Here is a 14,981-nt window from a genome sequence, read left to right as displayed (position 1 = left end):
ATTAATATCGAAGTTTGACCGTCTTGTTACCCTGAGCCCGCCACTGCCATGAAAAGCCCTTCTGCCGGCCTGCCGGTTGCCTACCGCCTGGGTGTCTGCTCGCGCATCGTCGCGGCGGCCGTGGGCGGCTATGGGTTGGCCTCGCTGGTGGGCATCAGCCTGGCGGCCCTGCTGCCGCTGGCGCGCGCCGAGGCCATGGTCAGCGGCATGATGCTGTCGTTCCTGGTGTACGTGGCGGGGGTGCTCTGGTGCTTTGCCTGCCGTACGGCCACCCGCGCCTGGCTGGGCTTGCTGGCGCCAAGCCTGGTGCTGCTGGCGATCAATGGGCTGGTTTACTGGATGCAACACTCATGAAGGAAGGCTTGCGCCAGGCCATGGCCTGGCTGCACACCTGGGCGGGATTGGTGTTCGGCTGGCTGCTGTTCGCGATTTTCCTGACCGGCACGTTGTCGTACTTCAAGGATGAGATCAGCCACTGGGCGCACCCTGAAATCGCCGCCTACCCGCTGGATGCCGCCGCCAGCCTGGGGCATGCCCAGGCTTACCTGCAAGCCCATGCGCCGCAAGCGTCGGTGTGGTACATCACCGTGCCCGATGCCCGCCAAGCGGAGATCGGCCTGATGTACCCGGACGCCACGGGGACGTTCCAGCAGGTCAGCCTCGATGCCCACAGCGGCCAGGCGGTCACCGCCCGCGAATCCATGGGCGGCGAGTTCTTCTACCGTTTCCATTTCCAGCTGCAACTGCCGTACCCCTGGGGGCGGTGGCTGGCCAGCCTGTGCGCGCTGGTGATGCTGGCCACGCTGGTCAGCGGCATCATCACCCACAAGAAGATCTTCAAGGAGTTCTTCACCTTCCGCCCGCGCAAGGGCCAGCGCTCCTGGCTGGACGGGCACAACGCCGTGGGCGTGCTGGTGTTGCCGTTCCACCTGATGATCACCTACAGCAGCCTGGTGATCTTCATGACCATGCTGCTGCCGGCCAACATCCTGGCCCAGTACGGCTCGCAGACCGCGGCGGTGTTCGCCGAGCTGATGCCCACCTCGAACGTGCCGGCCGCCGCCAACCAATCGGCCCCATTGGTGCCCTTGGCCGATTTGTACACGCAGTTCCAGCAACAAGCGCCCGGCAGCCACCTGGGGCTGGTGGAGGTCGACCACCCTGGCGACGCTAACGCCTCGGTGGTGTTCGGCCGCCACGGCGCCGACCGCATCGTCCACCAGATCGGCCAGGGCCTGGTGTTCGACGGCGTCAGCGGCATGCTGCGCGCCGACAGCCAGGTCAGCAGCCTGCCACTGGTGATTGCCGGTGGCCTGTACGGCTTGCACATGGGCCACTTCGCCGGTGCGGGCCTGCGCTGGCTGTACTTCCTCGCCGGCGTCGGCGGCACGGCCATGATCGGCACCGGCCTGGTGATGTGGCTGGGCAAGCGCCAGCTCAAGCACGCCAAGAGTGCGCGGCAGCCGTTCCACCTGCGGCTGGTGGCGGTGCTCAACACCATGAGCATGGCCGGCCTGCTGCTGGCCGTGGCCAGCTTCTTCTGGGCCAACCGCCTGTTGCCGGTGGACCTGGCGGCGCGCAGCGACCTGGAGGTGCGGCTGTTCTTCTGGGTCTGGGGGCTGTCGGCGTTGCATGCAGCGCTGCGCCCGCCGCGCCAGGCCTGGTTGGAACAACTGGGGTTGGGGGCGCTGTTGTTCGCCGGGGTGCCGCTTCTCAATGCGCTGACCACCGCCCATGGCTTGAATCATTCAATGCCCAGTGGCGACTGGGCCATGGCCGGGGTCGACCTTGGCGCGCTGGGCTGGGGCCTGCTGATGGCCTGGGCGGTGCGCAAGCTGTGGCGTCACGCGCCGGTCAAACAGCCCCGCAAGCTTGTGCTGCAGGCCGAGGGCGAACCGTCATGATGCCGGTGATCGCACTGCTGTGTTATTCGGGCTTCACCGGCCTGTGCCTGGCCATGGACCGCCACTATCGCGACCTCACGGGGCGTGCGTTGCAGGCGCCGGTAGGTCTGTTCCTGCGCGTGGGCGGGGCGCTGCTGCTGGCCGCCGCGCTGGGCGTGGCGGTACAGGCCGACGGCGGTGGTTGGAGCATGGGCCTGGTGCACTGGTGCGCGGGGCTGATGGGCAGCGCCATGCTGCTGGTGTTCCTGCTGCCGTACCGGCCGCGCCTGGCCCTGGGCCTGGCGGCCGCGGGGTTGCCGTTGGCGCCGCTGCTGGGCCTTGCGCTTTAACCCAGGAAAGCCGCCCGGTAGCTGATGGGGGAGGCACCCAAGGCCTGCCTGAAGCGATTGCTGAAATGGCTGGCGCTGGCGAATCCGCACGCCAAGGCAATGTCCCCCACGGCCAGTTGGCTGCCGCGCAGCAACGCGCACGCCCGCGCCATGCGCCGCGCCAGCACGTATTGGTGGGGCGGCAGGCCAAAGCTGGCGCGGAACATGCGCGCGAAATGGTATTCGGACAGGTTGCACAGGGCCGCCAGCTCGCCCAGGGTCAGGGGCTGGTCCAGCGCGCGGTCCACATGCTCCACCAGCCGCCGCCGGTGGTGGCCGGCCAATCCACCGTTTACCCGCACACCGTCGCGCAAGCCCGCCTGGTGCAGCAGCGTATGGCTGAGCAGCTCATGGGCCAGGCTGGTGCCCAGCAGACGCTCGGCCGGCTCCTGCCAATCCAGGGCGATCAGCTGGCGAAAACGCGTAGCCTGGCGGGGCTCGTCGAGAAACGTCACCTCGCGCAGCTGCATCTCCCGCGGCTCGCGGTCCAGCAGCGTCACGCAGCCCAGGGCGAACTGCTGCTCGCTGAAATACAGATGCGCCAGGCGCAGCTCACCGTTCACCACCCACGCCGAATCCTGCCCGGCCGGCAGCGTGCACAGCTTGTCCGGCGCGCCCTTGCGCCCGGGCGCGTCGGTGCGAAACGTGCCGGTGCCGCCACCCACGTAGCACGACAGCGTGTGGTGGCTGGGCGCCTGGTAGTGCTGCGAATCGTGGCGGTTGTTCCACAGCGCCGCCGTCAAGCCGTCGCCCAACGCAGCACTCTGCTCCAGGCGCGCGTGGGACGAGCGTTGCAGGCATTGGAACACCTGGATGGGCGGGGTTGGGGGCATGGTCGAATCCTCTGCGCACATCGTACCGTTTGGCACCTCCCGTGGCAGTGGGTGGCCGATGAAAAGCGCAAGAATTGGCAAGTGAACGGGGGAAACTGGACCTACCTGTCAGTTCTGTCAGTAGACCCGTTTCGCAAAGCAGAGGAATTTGGTGTCTCCAAGGCACTGTTCGGTGTTGTGCCGAGCAGGCAATAGGAGGGGCTGCGAAATGGCTATCAAATCTTTGAGAGGTATCAATGATTACCTCGATCTTACCTACGGCGAGAACGGTATTGTCGATCTGGAACCGGAGGCCGGTCCGGCTATTGGCTCTTACGTCTATCTTCGTAATCACGGTCATCCCTTCGTCCTGGACAGTCAAGGTAGGAGCTTGATTCTTCATCGCAAGACAACTGTTCAGCACGGCCCATCTTTCCTTGCACTAGCGCGGCTACGAGTGGACGGAAGCTTTGATTTCGATTTTGGCAACAGCGGGATCGCTGAGTTTGATCGAGTATTCAAGTTAGCCGAAGACGCTTGTTGTAGCTTGGCATTCGGCAAGAGTGACGTTGTTCTAGGGCTGTACAGTACCATCATACCGGGTTCCACCCCGGCACTTTTTGATTGTCGAGTATTCCAGTGCCTGGAGGATGGTCAACTTGACCAAGATTTTGGCACGGCCGGGGTGGTCCACTTGGGTAGTTACACTTCTCCCCTTCAAGCCATCACACTTCAGCCCGATGGAAAGTTATTGTTGGTGGGGGGGAATGGCAACGCGGGGCTGGTGATTCGGCTATTGAGCAATGGTGCGTTTGATAATGAGTGGGGGCTGGCCGGTTTTGGCTGGTACCCACTGTCAGTAAACGGATCTGCGTTTGTCGACTGCATTTATACCCAAGTTTCCTCGGGTGGTGAGAAACTCGGAAAAATAATCCTCTACGGCCATGATCAATTTGCACCGAATTTGTCCGACCCGAAAAATTTCATAATCGCAAGGCTGAACATGGACGGCCAGCTTGATCCTGGTTTTGCAACGGAAGGCATACTTCGGGAGTCAAGAGCCTTTGAAACCGTACGACTAATTCAGGGCGACGGCGTTTTGCTGGATGAAAAGGGAAGGCTCACGGTTTCAGCTACTTTGTCGGCAACAACCTCCAGCGCTACCTTGTGGATGGCTCGCTACACCAGTGACGGGCTTCCTGACCCATCATTCAATAACGGGCGTTTCATGACCGACCAACTCCCCAGATCTGGTGAGTTAGTGCTCAAAGGCAGGGTCGTTCAGCCCGGCGACGAGAAGGTTGTGTTCGCCGGCAACTTTCAGGAGGGAACTGTCCCATTTTCTTTTACGGTTGTGGTACGGAGGTACCTACCTGACGGCGCTGGCCGAGATACCACTTTTGGCGATGAAGGGGAGCTTTCGGTAGCGCTGTGGCCGGGGGAAGAGGACATCAGTCAAGGCTTCAGGTTAGCGCTGCAACAGGATGGGAGATATCTGGTGTTGGCGTATCACGGAATACCTTATCAGTTACGTGTCATCGGAATATTACCCAATCCCGCTACTTAGGAGCTGAGAGTCGGCAAGAAATCGTCGCTAACACAGCGGCAGGTAGGTAACAGAAGCGCAAGTTCCTGCAAGTGACAGGTTCAGCAAAGTCGCAGACTGACAGCAGTCCTCTGGAGTGCTTTGCCATGAACCTGTTTCTCTACCTGCTCACCGTCCTCATCTGGGGCACCACCTGGCTCGCCCTCAAGCTGCAACTGGGCGTGGTGGCCATCCCGGTGTCCATCGTCTACCGCTTTGCCCTGGCGGCGCTGGTGCTGTTCGCCATCCTGTTGCTCAGCCGGCGCCTGCAACCCATGAACCGGCGCGGCCATCTGATTTGCCTGGCCCAGGGGCTGTGCCTGTTCTGCCTCAACTTCATGTGCTTCCTGACGGCCAGCCAGTGGGTGCCCAGCGGCCTGGTGGCCGTGGTGTTCTCCACCGCCACGCTGTGGAATGCGCTCAATGCCCGGGTGTTCTTCGGCCAGCGTATTGCCGCCAACGTGTTGGGCGGTGGCGCCTTGGGGCTGGGTGGATTGGGCCTGCTGTTCTGGCCAGAGCTGGCCGGGCATTCGGCCAGCCGTGAGACCCTGATTGGCTTGGGCCTGGCGTTGCTGGGTACGCTGTGCTTCTCGGCGGGCAACATGCTGTCCAGCCTGCAACAGAAAGCCGGGCTGAAGCCGCTGACCACCAACGCCTGGGGCATGCTCTATGGTTCGGTGATGCTGGCGGGCTATTGCCTGGTGCGTGGCGTGCCGTTCAGCGTCGACTGGAGCCTGCAGTACATCGGCTCGCTGCTGTACCTGGTGATCCCGGGTTCGGTGATCGGCTTTACCGCCTACCTCACCCTGGTGGGACGCATGGGGCCGGAACGGGCGGCGTACTGCACGGTGCTGTTTCCGCTGGTGGCGTTGAACGTGTCGGCGTTTGCCGAAGGGTATCAATGGACCGCGCCGGCCCTGGCGGGGCTGGTGCTGGTGATGGCGGGGAATGTGCTGGTGTTTCGCAAGCCCAAACCGCCGGCCGTGGAGGCCGGCGGCAGGCTGGCCTGATCAGCCCTTGAACACCTGCGGGTTCACCAGGTCCTGCGGGCGCTGGCCTTTCAGCGCTGCGGTCAGGTTGTCCATGGCACGGTTGGCCATGGCTTCGCGGGTTTCCGAGGTGGCCGAGCCGATGTGCGGCAGGGTCACGGCGTTCTTCAGTTGGAACAGCGGCGATTCGGCCAGCGGCTCTTTCTCGTACACGTCCAGGCCGGCGCCACGGATGGTGCCTTTCTGCAGGGCTTCGATCAGCGCCGGTTCGTCGACGATCGGCCCACGGGCGATGTTCACCAGAATGGCGGATGGCTTCATCAGCGCCAGCTCGCGGTGGCTGATCAGGTGCTTGGTCTTCTCGCTCAGCGGTACCACCAGGCAGACGAAGTCGGCTTCGGCCAGCAGCTGGTCGAGGCTGCGGAACTGCGCGCCCAGCTCTTGTTCGATGGCGGTCTTGCGGCTGTTGCCGCTGTACAGGATGGGCATGTTGAAGCCCAGGCGGCCACGGCGGGCGATGGCTGCGCCGATGTTGCCCATGCCGACGATGCCCAGGGTCTTGCCGTACACGTCAGTGCCGAACAGGTTGGGGCCGACGGTGGCTTTCCATTCCCCGGCCTTGGTCCAGGCGTCCAACTCGGCGACGCGGCGGGCGCTGCTCATGATCAGCGAGAAGCCCAGGTCGGCGGTGCTTTCGGTGAGCACGTCGGGGGTGTTGGTGAGCATGATGCCGCGTTCGTTGAAGTAGGCGACGTCGTAGTTGTCGTAACCCACCGAGACGCTCGACACCACTTCCAGCTTGCTGGCGCTGGCCAGCTGCTTGGCGCCCAGCGGGCGGCCAGCGCCGATCAGGCCATGGGCGTGGGGCAGGGCTTCGTCGAACTGCGCGGCAATGTCACCCTGCTTGGGGTTGGGCACAATCACGTCGAAGTCTTGCTGCAGGCGCTCGACCATGGGCGGGGTGATGCGGCTGAAGGCAAGTACGGTCTTTTTCATTGGGCTTGTTCTCGACAGTCGGGTGAAGAATGTGAGCACGCTAACATTCCCGCCCTCGCTGACACAAACCCGTAGCCGCTGCCGCCAGGCTGCGCTGGCCCCTGAGCACACTGGAGATCATCAGCGCATGTCAGGGCCAGCGCAGCCTGGCGGCAGCGGCTACGAAGCGTTTCAAATCGCCATGTTCAACTCATGGGTCTTCAGGTCCGCCTCATGCGCCGCCAGAATGTCCGGCAACGAGCCGCGCAGGTACTCCACCCAGGTCTTGATCTTCGCGTCCAGGTACTGGCGCGACGGGTAGATGGCGTACAGGTTCAGCTCCTGCAGGCGGTAGTCGGGCAGCATGCGCACCAGGGTGCCGTTGCGCAGGCCGTCGATGGCCGCGTAGATGGGCAGCACGCCCACGCCCATGCCGCTGATGATCGCGCTTTTCATCGCGTCGGCGGAATTGACCTGGAACGGTGCATTGCTGATGTTGACCATCTCCTGGCCTTCGGGGCCGTCGAACAGCCATTTCTCCAGTTGCACCACCGGGCTGATCAGCCGCAGGCAGGCGTGGGACATCAGGTCGCTTGGCTTGCGGGCGGCGCCGTGGGCCTTCACGTACTCGGGCGAGGCGCAGACGATGCTGTAGGTGATGCCCAGGCGCTGGGACACGAAGCCCGAGTCCGGCAGCTCGCTGGCCAGCACGATGGACACGTCGTAGCCCTCGTCCAGCAGGTCCGGTACGCGGTTTGCAAGGGTGAGGTCGAAGGTCACGTCCGGGTGAGTCTTGCGGTACCGGGCAATGGCGTCGATCACGAAGTGCATGCCGATGCCGGTCATGGTGTGCACTTTCAGCTGGCCGGCTGGCCGGGCGTGGGCGTCGCTGGCTTCCGCCTCGGCTTCTTCGACGTAGGCCAGGATCTGCTCGCAGCGCAGCAGGTAGCGCTTGCCCGCTTCGGTCAGGGCAATGCGGCGCGTGGTGCGGTTGAGCAGGCGGGTTTGCAGATGCGCTTCGAGGTTGGAGACCGCCCGCGACACGTTGGCGGTGGTTGTATCGAGCTGCACGGCGGCGGCAGTGAAACTGCCTGCTTCGGCCACGCAACTGAAAGCACGCATGTTTTGCAGGGTGTCCATGGGTCACTCTCTAAATAGACGGCAAATTGTCGCATGAAGTAACAATTGTCGTCTCGCTGCTTTATACCGATTATCGCTTTTTCCGTAACAAAGATTCACACGAACACCTGCTTATCGGCGCCCGTTTCACCCCCTAGAATCGGCGTCTCAAGGCAATCCCCTCTCTTTCAGTCAGGAATTAGCAGCTGTGCCGCGTCGCATATTTGGAAAGCTGAATGCTTTCAGCGTTTTGGCCTTAACTTTGACCATCAGCGGCTGCATCGGCACAGGAGGCATCGCCCCGCAAGGCAAGGCCCTGTCCGCCAACACCCTGGCCACCGACGAAGCCATCCAGGCCGCCGCCAAGGACGCCCATTGGCCAGCCAGCCAATGGTGGCGTGGCTATGGCGACGCGCAGCTGGACCAGTGGGTGGACACCGCGCTGCAAGGCAGCCCGACCCTGGCCATGGCCGCCGCCCGCGTGCGCCAGGCCAAAGCCATGGCCGGGGTGGCCGAGTCGGCCGAGTCGGTGCAAATCAACGGCAAGGCGTCGATGACCCGGCACAAATGGCCGACGGACAACTTCTATGGCCCCGGCGAGCTGGCCGGTGTCACTGACTGGGACAACACCGCCGGCCTGGGCCTGAGCTACGACCTGGACCTGTGGGGCCGCGACCGCAACGCCACCGAACAGGCCGTGGACATGGCCCACATAAGCGTGGCCCAGGCCCGCCAGGCGCAGCTGGAACTGACCAACAACATCGTCAAGGCGTACATCCAGCTGTCGCTGCAGTTCGCCCAGCGCGACATCGTCCAGGCCACACTGGCGCAACAGCAGCAAATCTTGCAGCTGGCGCAAAAACGCCTCGACCATGGCATCGGTACCCAGTTCGAGGTCAGCCAGGCGCAGACGCCGCTGCCCGAAACCCAGCGCCAGATCGACGCCCTGGACGAAGAAATCGCCCTGAGCCGCAACCAGCTGGCGGCCCTGGCCGGCAAAGGCCCGGGTGAGGGCGCACGCCTGCAACGGCCGACCCTGGCCCTGGGCGCGCCGCTGAAACTGCCGTCGGCGCTGCCCGCCGAACTGCTCGGCCAGCGCCCCGACGTGGTCGCCAGCCGCTGGCAGGTCGCGGCGCAAGCCCGTGGCATCGACGTGGCGCACGCCGGCTTCTACCCCAACGTCGACCTCACCGCCAGCCTTGGCTACATGGCCACCGGCGGCGGCATGCTGGGCTTCCTGACGGCTTCCAAGCTCAGCTACACCGTGGGCCCGGCCGTGACCCTGCCGATCTTCGACGGCGGCCGCCTGCGCTCGCAGCTGGGCGAGGCCTCGGCCGGCTACGACATGGCCGTGGCGCACTATAATCAGACCCTGGTCGAGGCCCTGAAGAACATCTCCGACCAGCTGATCCGCCGCGAGTCCATGGACAAGCAGCAGGCCTTCGCCGCCCAATCGGTGGCCTCGGCGCAGAAAACCTACGACATCGCCCAGGTGGCGTTCCAGCGCGGCCTGACCGATTTCCTCAACGTACTGAACGCCCAGACCCAGCTGTTCCACCAGCAGACGGTGCAACAGCAGGTGCAGGCCGCGCGCCTCACCGCCCAGGCCGAGCTGGTGACGGCGTTGGGCGGTGGCCTGCAGGCCGGCAACGACGTGCCGAGCGACGACAAGACCGCGGCGCCGAAAACCCCGGCGGCCCTGGCCATCCTTAACCACTGACGGACCGATCATGACTTCTCTGTCTGCACCGCTGCGCCGGCTCGGGTCGCTGCAGTGGCGCCGTGGCTTCTTCGAGTGGGCGCGCAGCGACGGCGTCACCTGGGTGTATATCTTCAAGACCCTGTTGGCGGCCTTCCTGACCCTGTGGCTGGCCATGCGCCTGGAACTGCCGCAGCCGCGCACGGCGATGATCACCGTGTTCATCGTCATGCAGCTGCAAAGCGGCCACGTGTTCGCCAAGAGTTTCTACCGTTTCCTCGGCACCATCGCCGGGTCGGTGGTCACGGTGCTGCTGATTGCGCTGTTCGCGCAGAACACCGAACTGTTCCTGCCCAGCCTGGTGATCTGGTTCGGCATCTGTTCGGCGGGCGCCGTGCGCCACCGCAACTTCAAGGGCTACGGCTTCGTGCTGGCCGGCTACACCGCGGCGTTCATCGGCCTGCCGGCCCTGGCGCACCCGGAAGGGGCGTTCATGGCGGCCATGTGGCGGGTGCTGGAAATCTCCCTGGGGCTGATCGTCTCCACGGCGGTCAGCGCGGCGATTCTGCCGCAGTCGGCCAGCGCCTCCATGCGCAACGCCATGTACCAGCGCTTTGGCGTGTTCGCCGGCTTCGTCGCCGAGGGCCTGCGCGGTGCCAGCCAGCGCGCCACTTTCGAGAGCACCAACGTGCGCTTCATCTCCGAGGCCGTGGGCCTTGAGAGCCTGCGCGGCGTGGTGGCCTTCGAAGACCCGCACATGCGCCGTCGCAGTGGCCGGGTCAGCCGCCTCAACAGCGAGTTCATGGCCATCACCACGCGCTTCAACGCCCTGCACCAGTTGCTGGAACGCATTCGCGGCCGTGGCCATGCCGAGGTTGTCACGGCCATCGAGCCCGGCCTGCAGGCCCTGGCGCAACTGCTGGACGGTTTCGCCGGCCGCGCGCTGACCGTGGACGACGCCAAGCGCCTCACTGAACAGCTGTCCATCTACAAGGCCGAGCTGCCGTCCCACGTGCGCCGCCTGCGGGCCATCTTCGTCGAAAGCGCGCCCAGCGAGCACGACCTGCTGGACTTCCACACCGCCTACGAGCTGCTGTACCGCTTCGTCGACGAGCTGCACAGCTACGCCCAGACCCACGCCTCGCTGGCTGACCACAGCCATGTGCGCGAAAGCTGGGACGAGCCGTTCATGCCCCAGACCAGCTGGTGGGTCTCGGCCGCCGCAGCAGTGCGGGCCATGTCGGTGCTGGGCCTGCTGGGCAGCTACTGGGTGGCCACGGCGTGGCCCAGCGGTGCCACCATGACCCTGGTGGCCGCGGCCACCGTGGGCCTGTCGGCCGCGGCGCCGAACCCCAAGCGCATGTCGTTCCAGATGGCCTGCGGGACCATGCTGGGCGCGGTAGTGGGTTTTGCCGAAACCTTCTTCGTGTTTCCCTGGATCGACGGCTTCCCGCTGCTGTGCATGGTGCTGTCGCCGGTGCTGGTGTTCGGCGCCTTTTTGGCCTCGCGCCCGCAGTGGGCGGGGTACGGGCTGGGCTTGCTGATTTTCTTCTCGATCGGCTCGGTGCCCGACAACCTCACGGTGTACAACGCCTACGGCTTCATCAACGACTACATCGGCATGATCCTGGGCATGCTCGCCTGTGCCGCCGCCGGCGCCATCATCCTGCCGCCCAACAGCCGCTGGCTGTGGCAGCGCCTGGAGCACAACCTGCGCGAGCAGGTGGTGTTCGCCATCAGCGGCAAGCTGCGCGGCCTGGGTTCGGCGTTCGAAAGCCGCACCCGCGACGTGCTCAACCAGGCTTACGGCCTGGCCGCCGGCAAGCCCGAGGTGCAGCGCAACCTGCTGCGCTGGATGTTCGTGGTGCTGGAGATCGGCCACGCCATCATCGAGCTGCGCCGCGAGCAGGCGGTGCTGCCGGTGCACCCGGCCTACGCCGAGTCGCAGCCGTGGCGCCAGGCCATCCGCGCAATGGGCCGTTCGCTGATCCGCCTGTTCATCCAGCCCAGCCGCGCCAACCTGGAGCGCAGCCTGGCGGCAGTGGACCAGGCCATCTACTGCGTGCGCGACACCGACGAGCCGTTCGCCCGGCACTTCGACACCTCGGCGCTGCGCCGGGTGCAAAGCTACCTGCACTTCATCCGCAGCTCCCTGCTGGACCCGCAATCACCGCTTGCCGAGCTGGCGCCGCCGCGCCAGCCCAAGGACTGACCCATGCCTCGCGAAATAGCCTTCCATGGCGTGTACATGCCGACCATGACCCTGATGTTCCTGATTGCCCTGGGCGTGGGCTGGGTGCTGGACCGCCTGATCAGCGGCCTGGACCTGTACCGCTTCTTCTGGCACCCGGCGCTGCTGCGCCTGAGCCTGTTCGTCTGCCTGTTCGGCGCCATGGCGCTAACCGTTTACCGTTGAGACCGACCTGATGAAAAAGTTTTTCAGCCTGATTGCCACCCTGCTGATACTGGCCCTGGCCGTGTTCATCGGCCGCGAGTTGTGGGTGCACTACATGGAAACTCCCTGGACCCGCGACGGCCGCGTGCGCGCCGACATCATCAACGTCGCCCCGGACGTGTCCGGCTACGTGGTGGCGGTGCCGGTGCGTGACAACCAACTGGTGAAGAAGGGCGACGTGCTGCTGCAGATCGACCCCGAGCACTACCAGATCGCCGTCAAGCAGGCCCAGGCGCTGGTTGCCTCGCGCAAGGCCACGTGGGAAATGCGCCAGGTCAACGCCAAGCGCCGCGCCGACATGGACAACCTGGTGGTGTCCAAGGAAAGCCGCGAAGACGCCGGCAACGTCGCCAGCTCCGCCGAGGCCGACTACCAGCAGGCCGTGGCCGCGCTGGACGCTGCCCAGCTGAACCTGGCCCGCACCAAGGTGCTGGCCACGGTGGACGGCTACGTCACCAACCTCAACGTGCACGTGGGCGACTACGCCCGCACCGGCGAGGCGAAAATGGCCGTGGTCGACAAGAACTCGTTCTGGGTTTATGGCTTCTTCGAGGAAACCAAGCTGCCGCACGTGAAGGTGGGCGACAAGGCTGACCTGCAAATGATGAGCGGCGAAGTGCTCAAGGGCCACGTCGAGAGCATCTCGCGCGGCATCTACGACCGCGACAACCCCGAGAGCCGCGAGCTGGTGGCCGACGTCAACCCGACGTTCAACTGGGTGCGCCTGGCCCAGCGGGTGCCGGTGCGGATTCATATTGATGAAGTGCCGGAGGGGTTTTTGCTGGCAGCGGGGACGACTTGTACGGTGATTGTTAAGCAGGGGTCTGCTGGGGCTCTGTGAGGGGGTAGGGGCTGGTAGGAGGTTGCATGATGGCCGCCAGGTGCCAGTCATTGTTCTTCTAGCGTTCTCGAGATCGAGCGCCGTCCGCACGGCGCATCGCGACCAAGGTCGGCTCCTACATCTGTTTCGGGCCAGTTATGCCAGTGCCATCGCTTGGTCCGCCTTGTTGGTTCACTGCAGATTCGTGGTGGTGCCACCAAAGCGGGCAAGGTGATCTAACAGGCATAATTGGCCCGAAACAGATGTAGGAGCCGGCCTTGGCCGCGATGCGCCGCGCGGGCGGCGCTCGATCTCAAGGACACTGCACCTCTCAAGACATGCCCCTGGAAGCCCCAGCGCGATCGACCGCCAAGCCAAGCTCAGCGCAGCCTGGCGGCAGCGGCTACAGGTCTCGGTTGAGGCCGAACTTGCGTTTCAGGATTCCCTCCAGCATGCCCTTCGGCACCCACCTCTCCAGCCACGGCAACGCCCGGCTGCCGTTGCCGATACGCACCAGGCGCGGCGGCGCGGGTTTTTGCACGGCGGCCAGCAGGCGGTTGGCGAACTCGTCGGCCGGCGTAGGCCGGTCCTGTGACGCTCGCGCCCGCGCGCGGATCTGCGCCTGCAACGGCCACCACGGCGACCCCTCGGCCAGCACCTGCTCGGCCTCGCGGCTGGCGTTGTTGGCGAACTGGGTGTCGATGGCGCCCGGCTGTACTTCCATCACGCGAATGCCGAACGGTGCCAGTTCCATGCGCAGAGCATCGCTCAAGCCGTGCACGGCGGCCTTGGAGGCGCAGTAGGCGCCGGCGAACGGGGTCACCAGCACGCCGGAGACACTGCCGATGTTCACCACCAGCCCGCGGCTGGCACGCAGCAGCGGGAACAGCGCGCGGGTGACGCCGACGATGGCGAAGACGTTGGTCTCGAACTGCTGGCGCATGCCGGCCACGCCGCCGTCCAGCAGCGGGCCCATGGCGCCGTAGCCGGCGTTGTTGATGAGGATATCCAGCTGCGGCAACTCGGCGGCCAGGGCCGCCAGCGCGGCCTCGTCGTTGACGTCAAGCTGGCGGGCCTGGAAGCCTTCGGCCGCCAGGCGCTCTACGTCCGCGGGTCGTCGTGCCGTTGCCCAGACGCTGTGGCCTGCCTGCTGGAAGCTGCGCGCGAGGGCGAGGCCAATGCCGCTCGAGCAGCCGGTGATGAGGGTGACGGGCATACGGGGTCCTTGTTCTGCGAGTCCGGTGTCAGGTCAATCAGGGCGCAGTCTAGCTGTTCATCCTTGCCCCCTGTGATCAATAACCCGCGGCCATCGGCGTGCACCACGAATTGCGCCGGCACCCCGGTCACGCCCAGGGGCTGCCATAAAGCGCCGTTGCCTTCGGTGGGCATGCTGAAGATGTCGACGTCCGGGTGCTGGCTGGCGATGGCCGTGAGGTGTTGCAGGCGCATGCTGCAGCTAGGGCACCCAGCCGAGTGCAATAACAAAAGGCGCCCCCGGCGTGCCGGGGCAAAGGCATATTCATTGGCGCCGGTCTGCTTGCCTTCGCCGAAATGTTCGACGAAGGCAGCAGCGTTTTTGAGCGGTTTGATGGCATTCATGTCGCTGTCCCCATGATGAATAACGTGACCACGTATTCAACGCCTATGGGGCACAGCGCGAAACTGTAAGAACTGACAGGTACCCCGTCAGTTGGCAAAGCTGCCCTGTACCCGCTCGGCACGCCATTCCAGCGTCTGCGCGCGGTAGCCGGGGCGCAGCGGCGGCAGCGGCAGGCAGTCGCTCCAGCTGGCGCCGGGCTGCAACTGGCCCGGGCCGCGGTAGCGCGGGGCGTCGTAGTCGTCCTGCACCAGGTTCACGGTGTCACCCGGCGCGAAGGCGGCCAGGCGCCATTGCAGCTCCACCATGGGCACGCTGTTGCCGTTCTTCATGCTCACTTGCAGCGGCTTGTCGGCGGGGCACTGCTCGGCCTCGTACTTGAAGTGCAGGCCCATGCGCGCCAGTTGCGCCAGTTCGCGGTTGTCCTGCCACAGCACGCTGAGGCCGACCATGGCCAGGCCAACTACCGCCACCAGGGAAATCGGCAGGGCTTTTTTCGGGTAGCGAATGAGCAGGAACAGCCAGGAGATGATGAGGAGAGTGCCGATGAGCATGGCATGGTTTCGCGTGTGGCTGGACAGGCTTGCCATGGTAACCCGAACGCAATTGTCGAGCCACGTGTGCCTGAAGTGAACGGTGTGAGAAGTCGGAACTTCAG

At 64.9% G+C, this 14,981-nt stretch carries 15 protein-coding genes; 9 read left to right on the top strand and 6 right to left on the bottom strand.

The annotated features are described in order from the left end of the window. Positions 1-48: 48 nt before the first annotated feature. Genes AC0Z2B_RS02945 through AC0Z2B_RS02935 form a run of 3 tightly spaced genes read left to right on the top strand, consistent with a single transcriptional unit; the run spans position 49 to position 2,233 of the window. Positions 49-354 carry a DUF3649 domain-containing protein gene (locus AC0Z2B_RS02945; RefSeq protein ID WP_476295060.1) on the top strand — a complete coding sequence of 102 codons (306 nt, stop codon included), beginning with the start codon at positions 49-51 and terminating at the stop codon, positions 352-354. After that, positions 351-1,904, top strand: coding sequence for a PepSY-associated TM helix domain-containing protein (locus AC0Z2B_RS02940; RefSeq protein WP_476295058.1), 1,554 nt, complete (start codon positions 351-353; stop codon positions 1,902-1,904). The genes AC0Z2B_RS02945 and AC0Z2B_RS02940 overlap by 4 nt, the downstream gene beginning before the upstream one ends. Continuing rightward, complete coding sequence (locus AC0Z2B_RS02935; protein ID WP_476295144.1) at positions 1,904-2,233, top strand: DUF3325 domain-containing protein; 330 nt, start codon at positions 1,904-1,906, stop codon at positions 2,231-2,233. The genes AC0Z2B_RS02940 and AC0Z2B_RS02935 overlap by 1 nt, the downstream gene beginning before the upstream one ends. Here the strand turns inward: AC0Z2B_RS02935 and AC0Z2B_RS02930 are convergent. Then, positions 2,230-3,105, bottom strand: a complete 876-nt coding sequence (locus tag AC0Z2B_RS02930; RefSeq protein WP_476295057.1) for a helix-turn-helix transcriptional regulator — start codon at positions 3,103-3,105, stop codon at positions 2,230-2,232. The genes AC0Z2B_RS02935 and AC0Z2B_RS02930 overlap by 4 nt on opposite strands. Positions 3,106-3,313: 208 nt before the next feature. Between AC0Z2B_RS02930 and AC0Z2B_RS02925 the strand changes: the two genes are divergently transcribed. Then, a complete protein-coding gene (locus AC0Z2B_RS02925; protein WP_476295056.1) occupies positions 3,314-4,651 on the top strand; it encodes an NHL repeat-containing protein in 1,338 nt (445 codons plus the stop codon). Between the two features lie 125 nt (positions 4,652-4,776). After that, complete coding sequence (locus AC0Z2B_RS02920) at positions 4,777-5,679, top strand: DMT family transporter (RefSeq protein ID WP_476295054.1); 903 nt, start codon at positions 4,777-4,779, stop codon at positions 5,677-5,679. Here AC0Z2B_RS02920 and AC0Z2B_RS02915 read toward each other — a convergent pair whose 3' ends face one another. Both AC0Z2B_RS02915 and AC0Z2B_RS02910 read right to left on the bottom strand, forming a co-directional pair. Next, positions 5,680-6,654: an NAD(P)-dependent oxidoreductase gene (locus tag AC0Z2B_RS02915; protein WP_473005442.1), complete on the bottom strand. Its 975-nt coding sequence runs from the start codon at positions 6,652-6,654 to the stop codon at positions 5,680-5,682. 171 nt (positions 6,655-6,825) lie between these two features. Further along, positions 6,826-7,773, bottom strand: coding sequence for a LysR family transcriptional regulator (locus tag AC0Z2B_RS02910; protein ID WP_416422594.1), 948 nt, complete (start codon positions 7,771-7,773; stop codon positions 6,826-6,828). A 187-nt stretch (positions 7,774-7,960) separates the two neighbouring features. On the opposite strand from AC0Z2B_RS02910, the gene AC0Z2B_RS02905 reads away from it, so the two are divergent. From AC0Z2B_RS02905 to AC0Z2B_RS02890, 4 genes are read left to right on the top strand one after another with little or no spacing between them, the layout of a single operon-like run. Continuing rightward, positions 7,961-9,472 (top strand): efflux transporter outer membrane subunit, encoded by a 1,512-nt coding sequence (locus AC0Z2B_RS02905; protein ID WP_476295053.1) that lies wholly within the window; start codon positions 7,961-7,963, stop codon positions 9,470-9,472. Between the two features lie 10 nt (positions 9,473-9,482). Beyond that, on the top strand, positions 9,483-11,663 hold the full coding sequence (locus tag AC0Z2B_RS02900; RefSeq protein WP_476295052.1) for an FUSC family protein: 2,181 nt from the start codon (positions 9,483-9,485) through the stop codon (positions 11,661-11,663). A gap of 3 nt (positions 11,664-11,666) precedes the next feature. Then, positions 11,667-11,867, top strand: coding sequence for a DUF1656 domain-containing protein (locus AC0Z2B_RS02895; RefSeq protein ID WP_416422597.1), 201 nt, complete (start codon positions 11,667-11,669; stop codon positions 11,865-11,867). Positions 11,868-11,877: 10 nt separating this feature from the next. After that, entirely contained in the window at positions 11,878-12,747 is an 870-nt protein-coding gene (locus AC0Z2B_RS02890) for an efflux RND transporter periplasmic adaptor subunit (protein WP_476295050.1), read from the top strand. A 382-nt stretch (positions 12,748-13,129) separates the two neighbouring features. Here the strand turns inward: AC0Z2B_RS02890 and AC0Z2B_RS02885 are convergent, their stop codons facing one another. The 3 genes from AC0Z2B_RS02885 to AC0Z2B_RS02875 all read right to left on the bottom strand — a co-directional run bounded on the left by AC0Z2B_RS02885 (position 13,130) and on the right by AC0Z2B_RS02875 (position 14,877). Next, a complete protein-coding gene (locus AC0Z2B_RS02885) occupies positions 13,130-13,942 on the bottom strand; it encodes an SDR family oxidoreductase (protein ID WP_476295049.1) in 813 nt (270 codons plus the stop codon). Continuing rightward, positions 13,828-14,325 (bottom strand): TlpA family protein disulfide reductase, encoded by a 498-nt coding sequence (locus tag AC0Z2B_RS02880; protein ID WP_476295048.1) that lies wholly within the window; start codon positions 14,323-14,325, stop codon positions 13,828-13,830. Before AC0Z2B_RS02880 ends, AC0Z2B_RS02885 begins: the two co-directional genes overlap by 115 nt. Before the next feature lie 87 nt (positions 14,326-14,412). Next, on the bottom strand, positions 14,413-14,877 hold the full coding sequence (locus AC0Z2B_RS02875; RefSeq protein ID WP_473005450.1) for a multidrug transporter: 465 nt from the start codon (positions 14,875-14,877) through the stop codon (positions 14,413-14,415). Positions 14,878-14,981 lie beyond the last annotated feature (104 nt).

It is taken from the genome of Pseudomonas sp. GYB4201, from assembly GCF_056312595.1.
The sequence above is the reverse complement of the archived record's forward strand: the minus strand, read 5'-3'. Positions and strand labels throughout refer to the sequence as shown.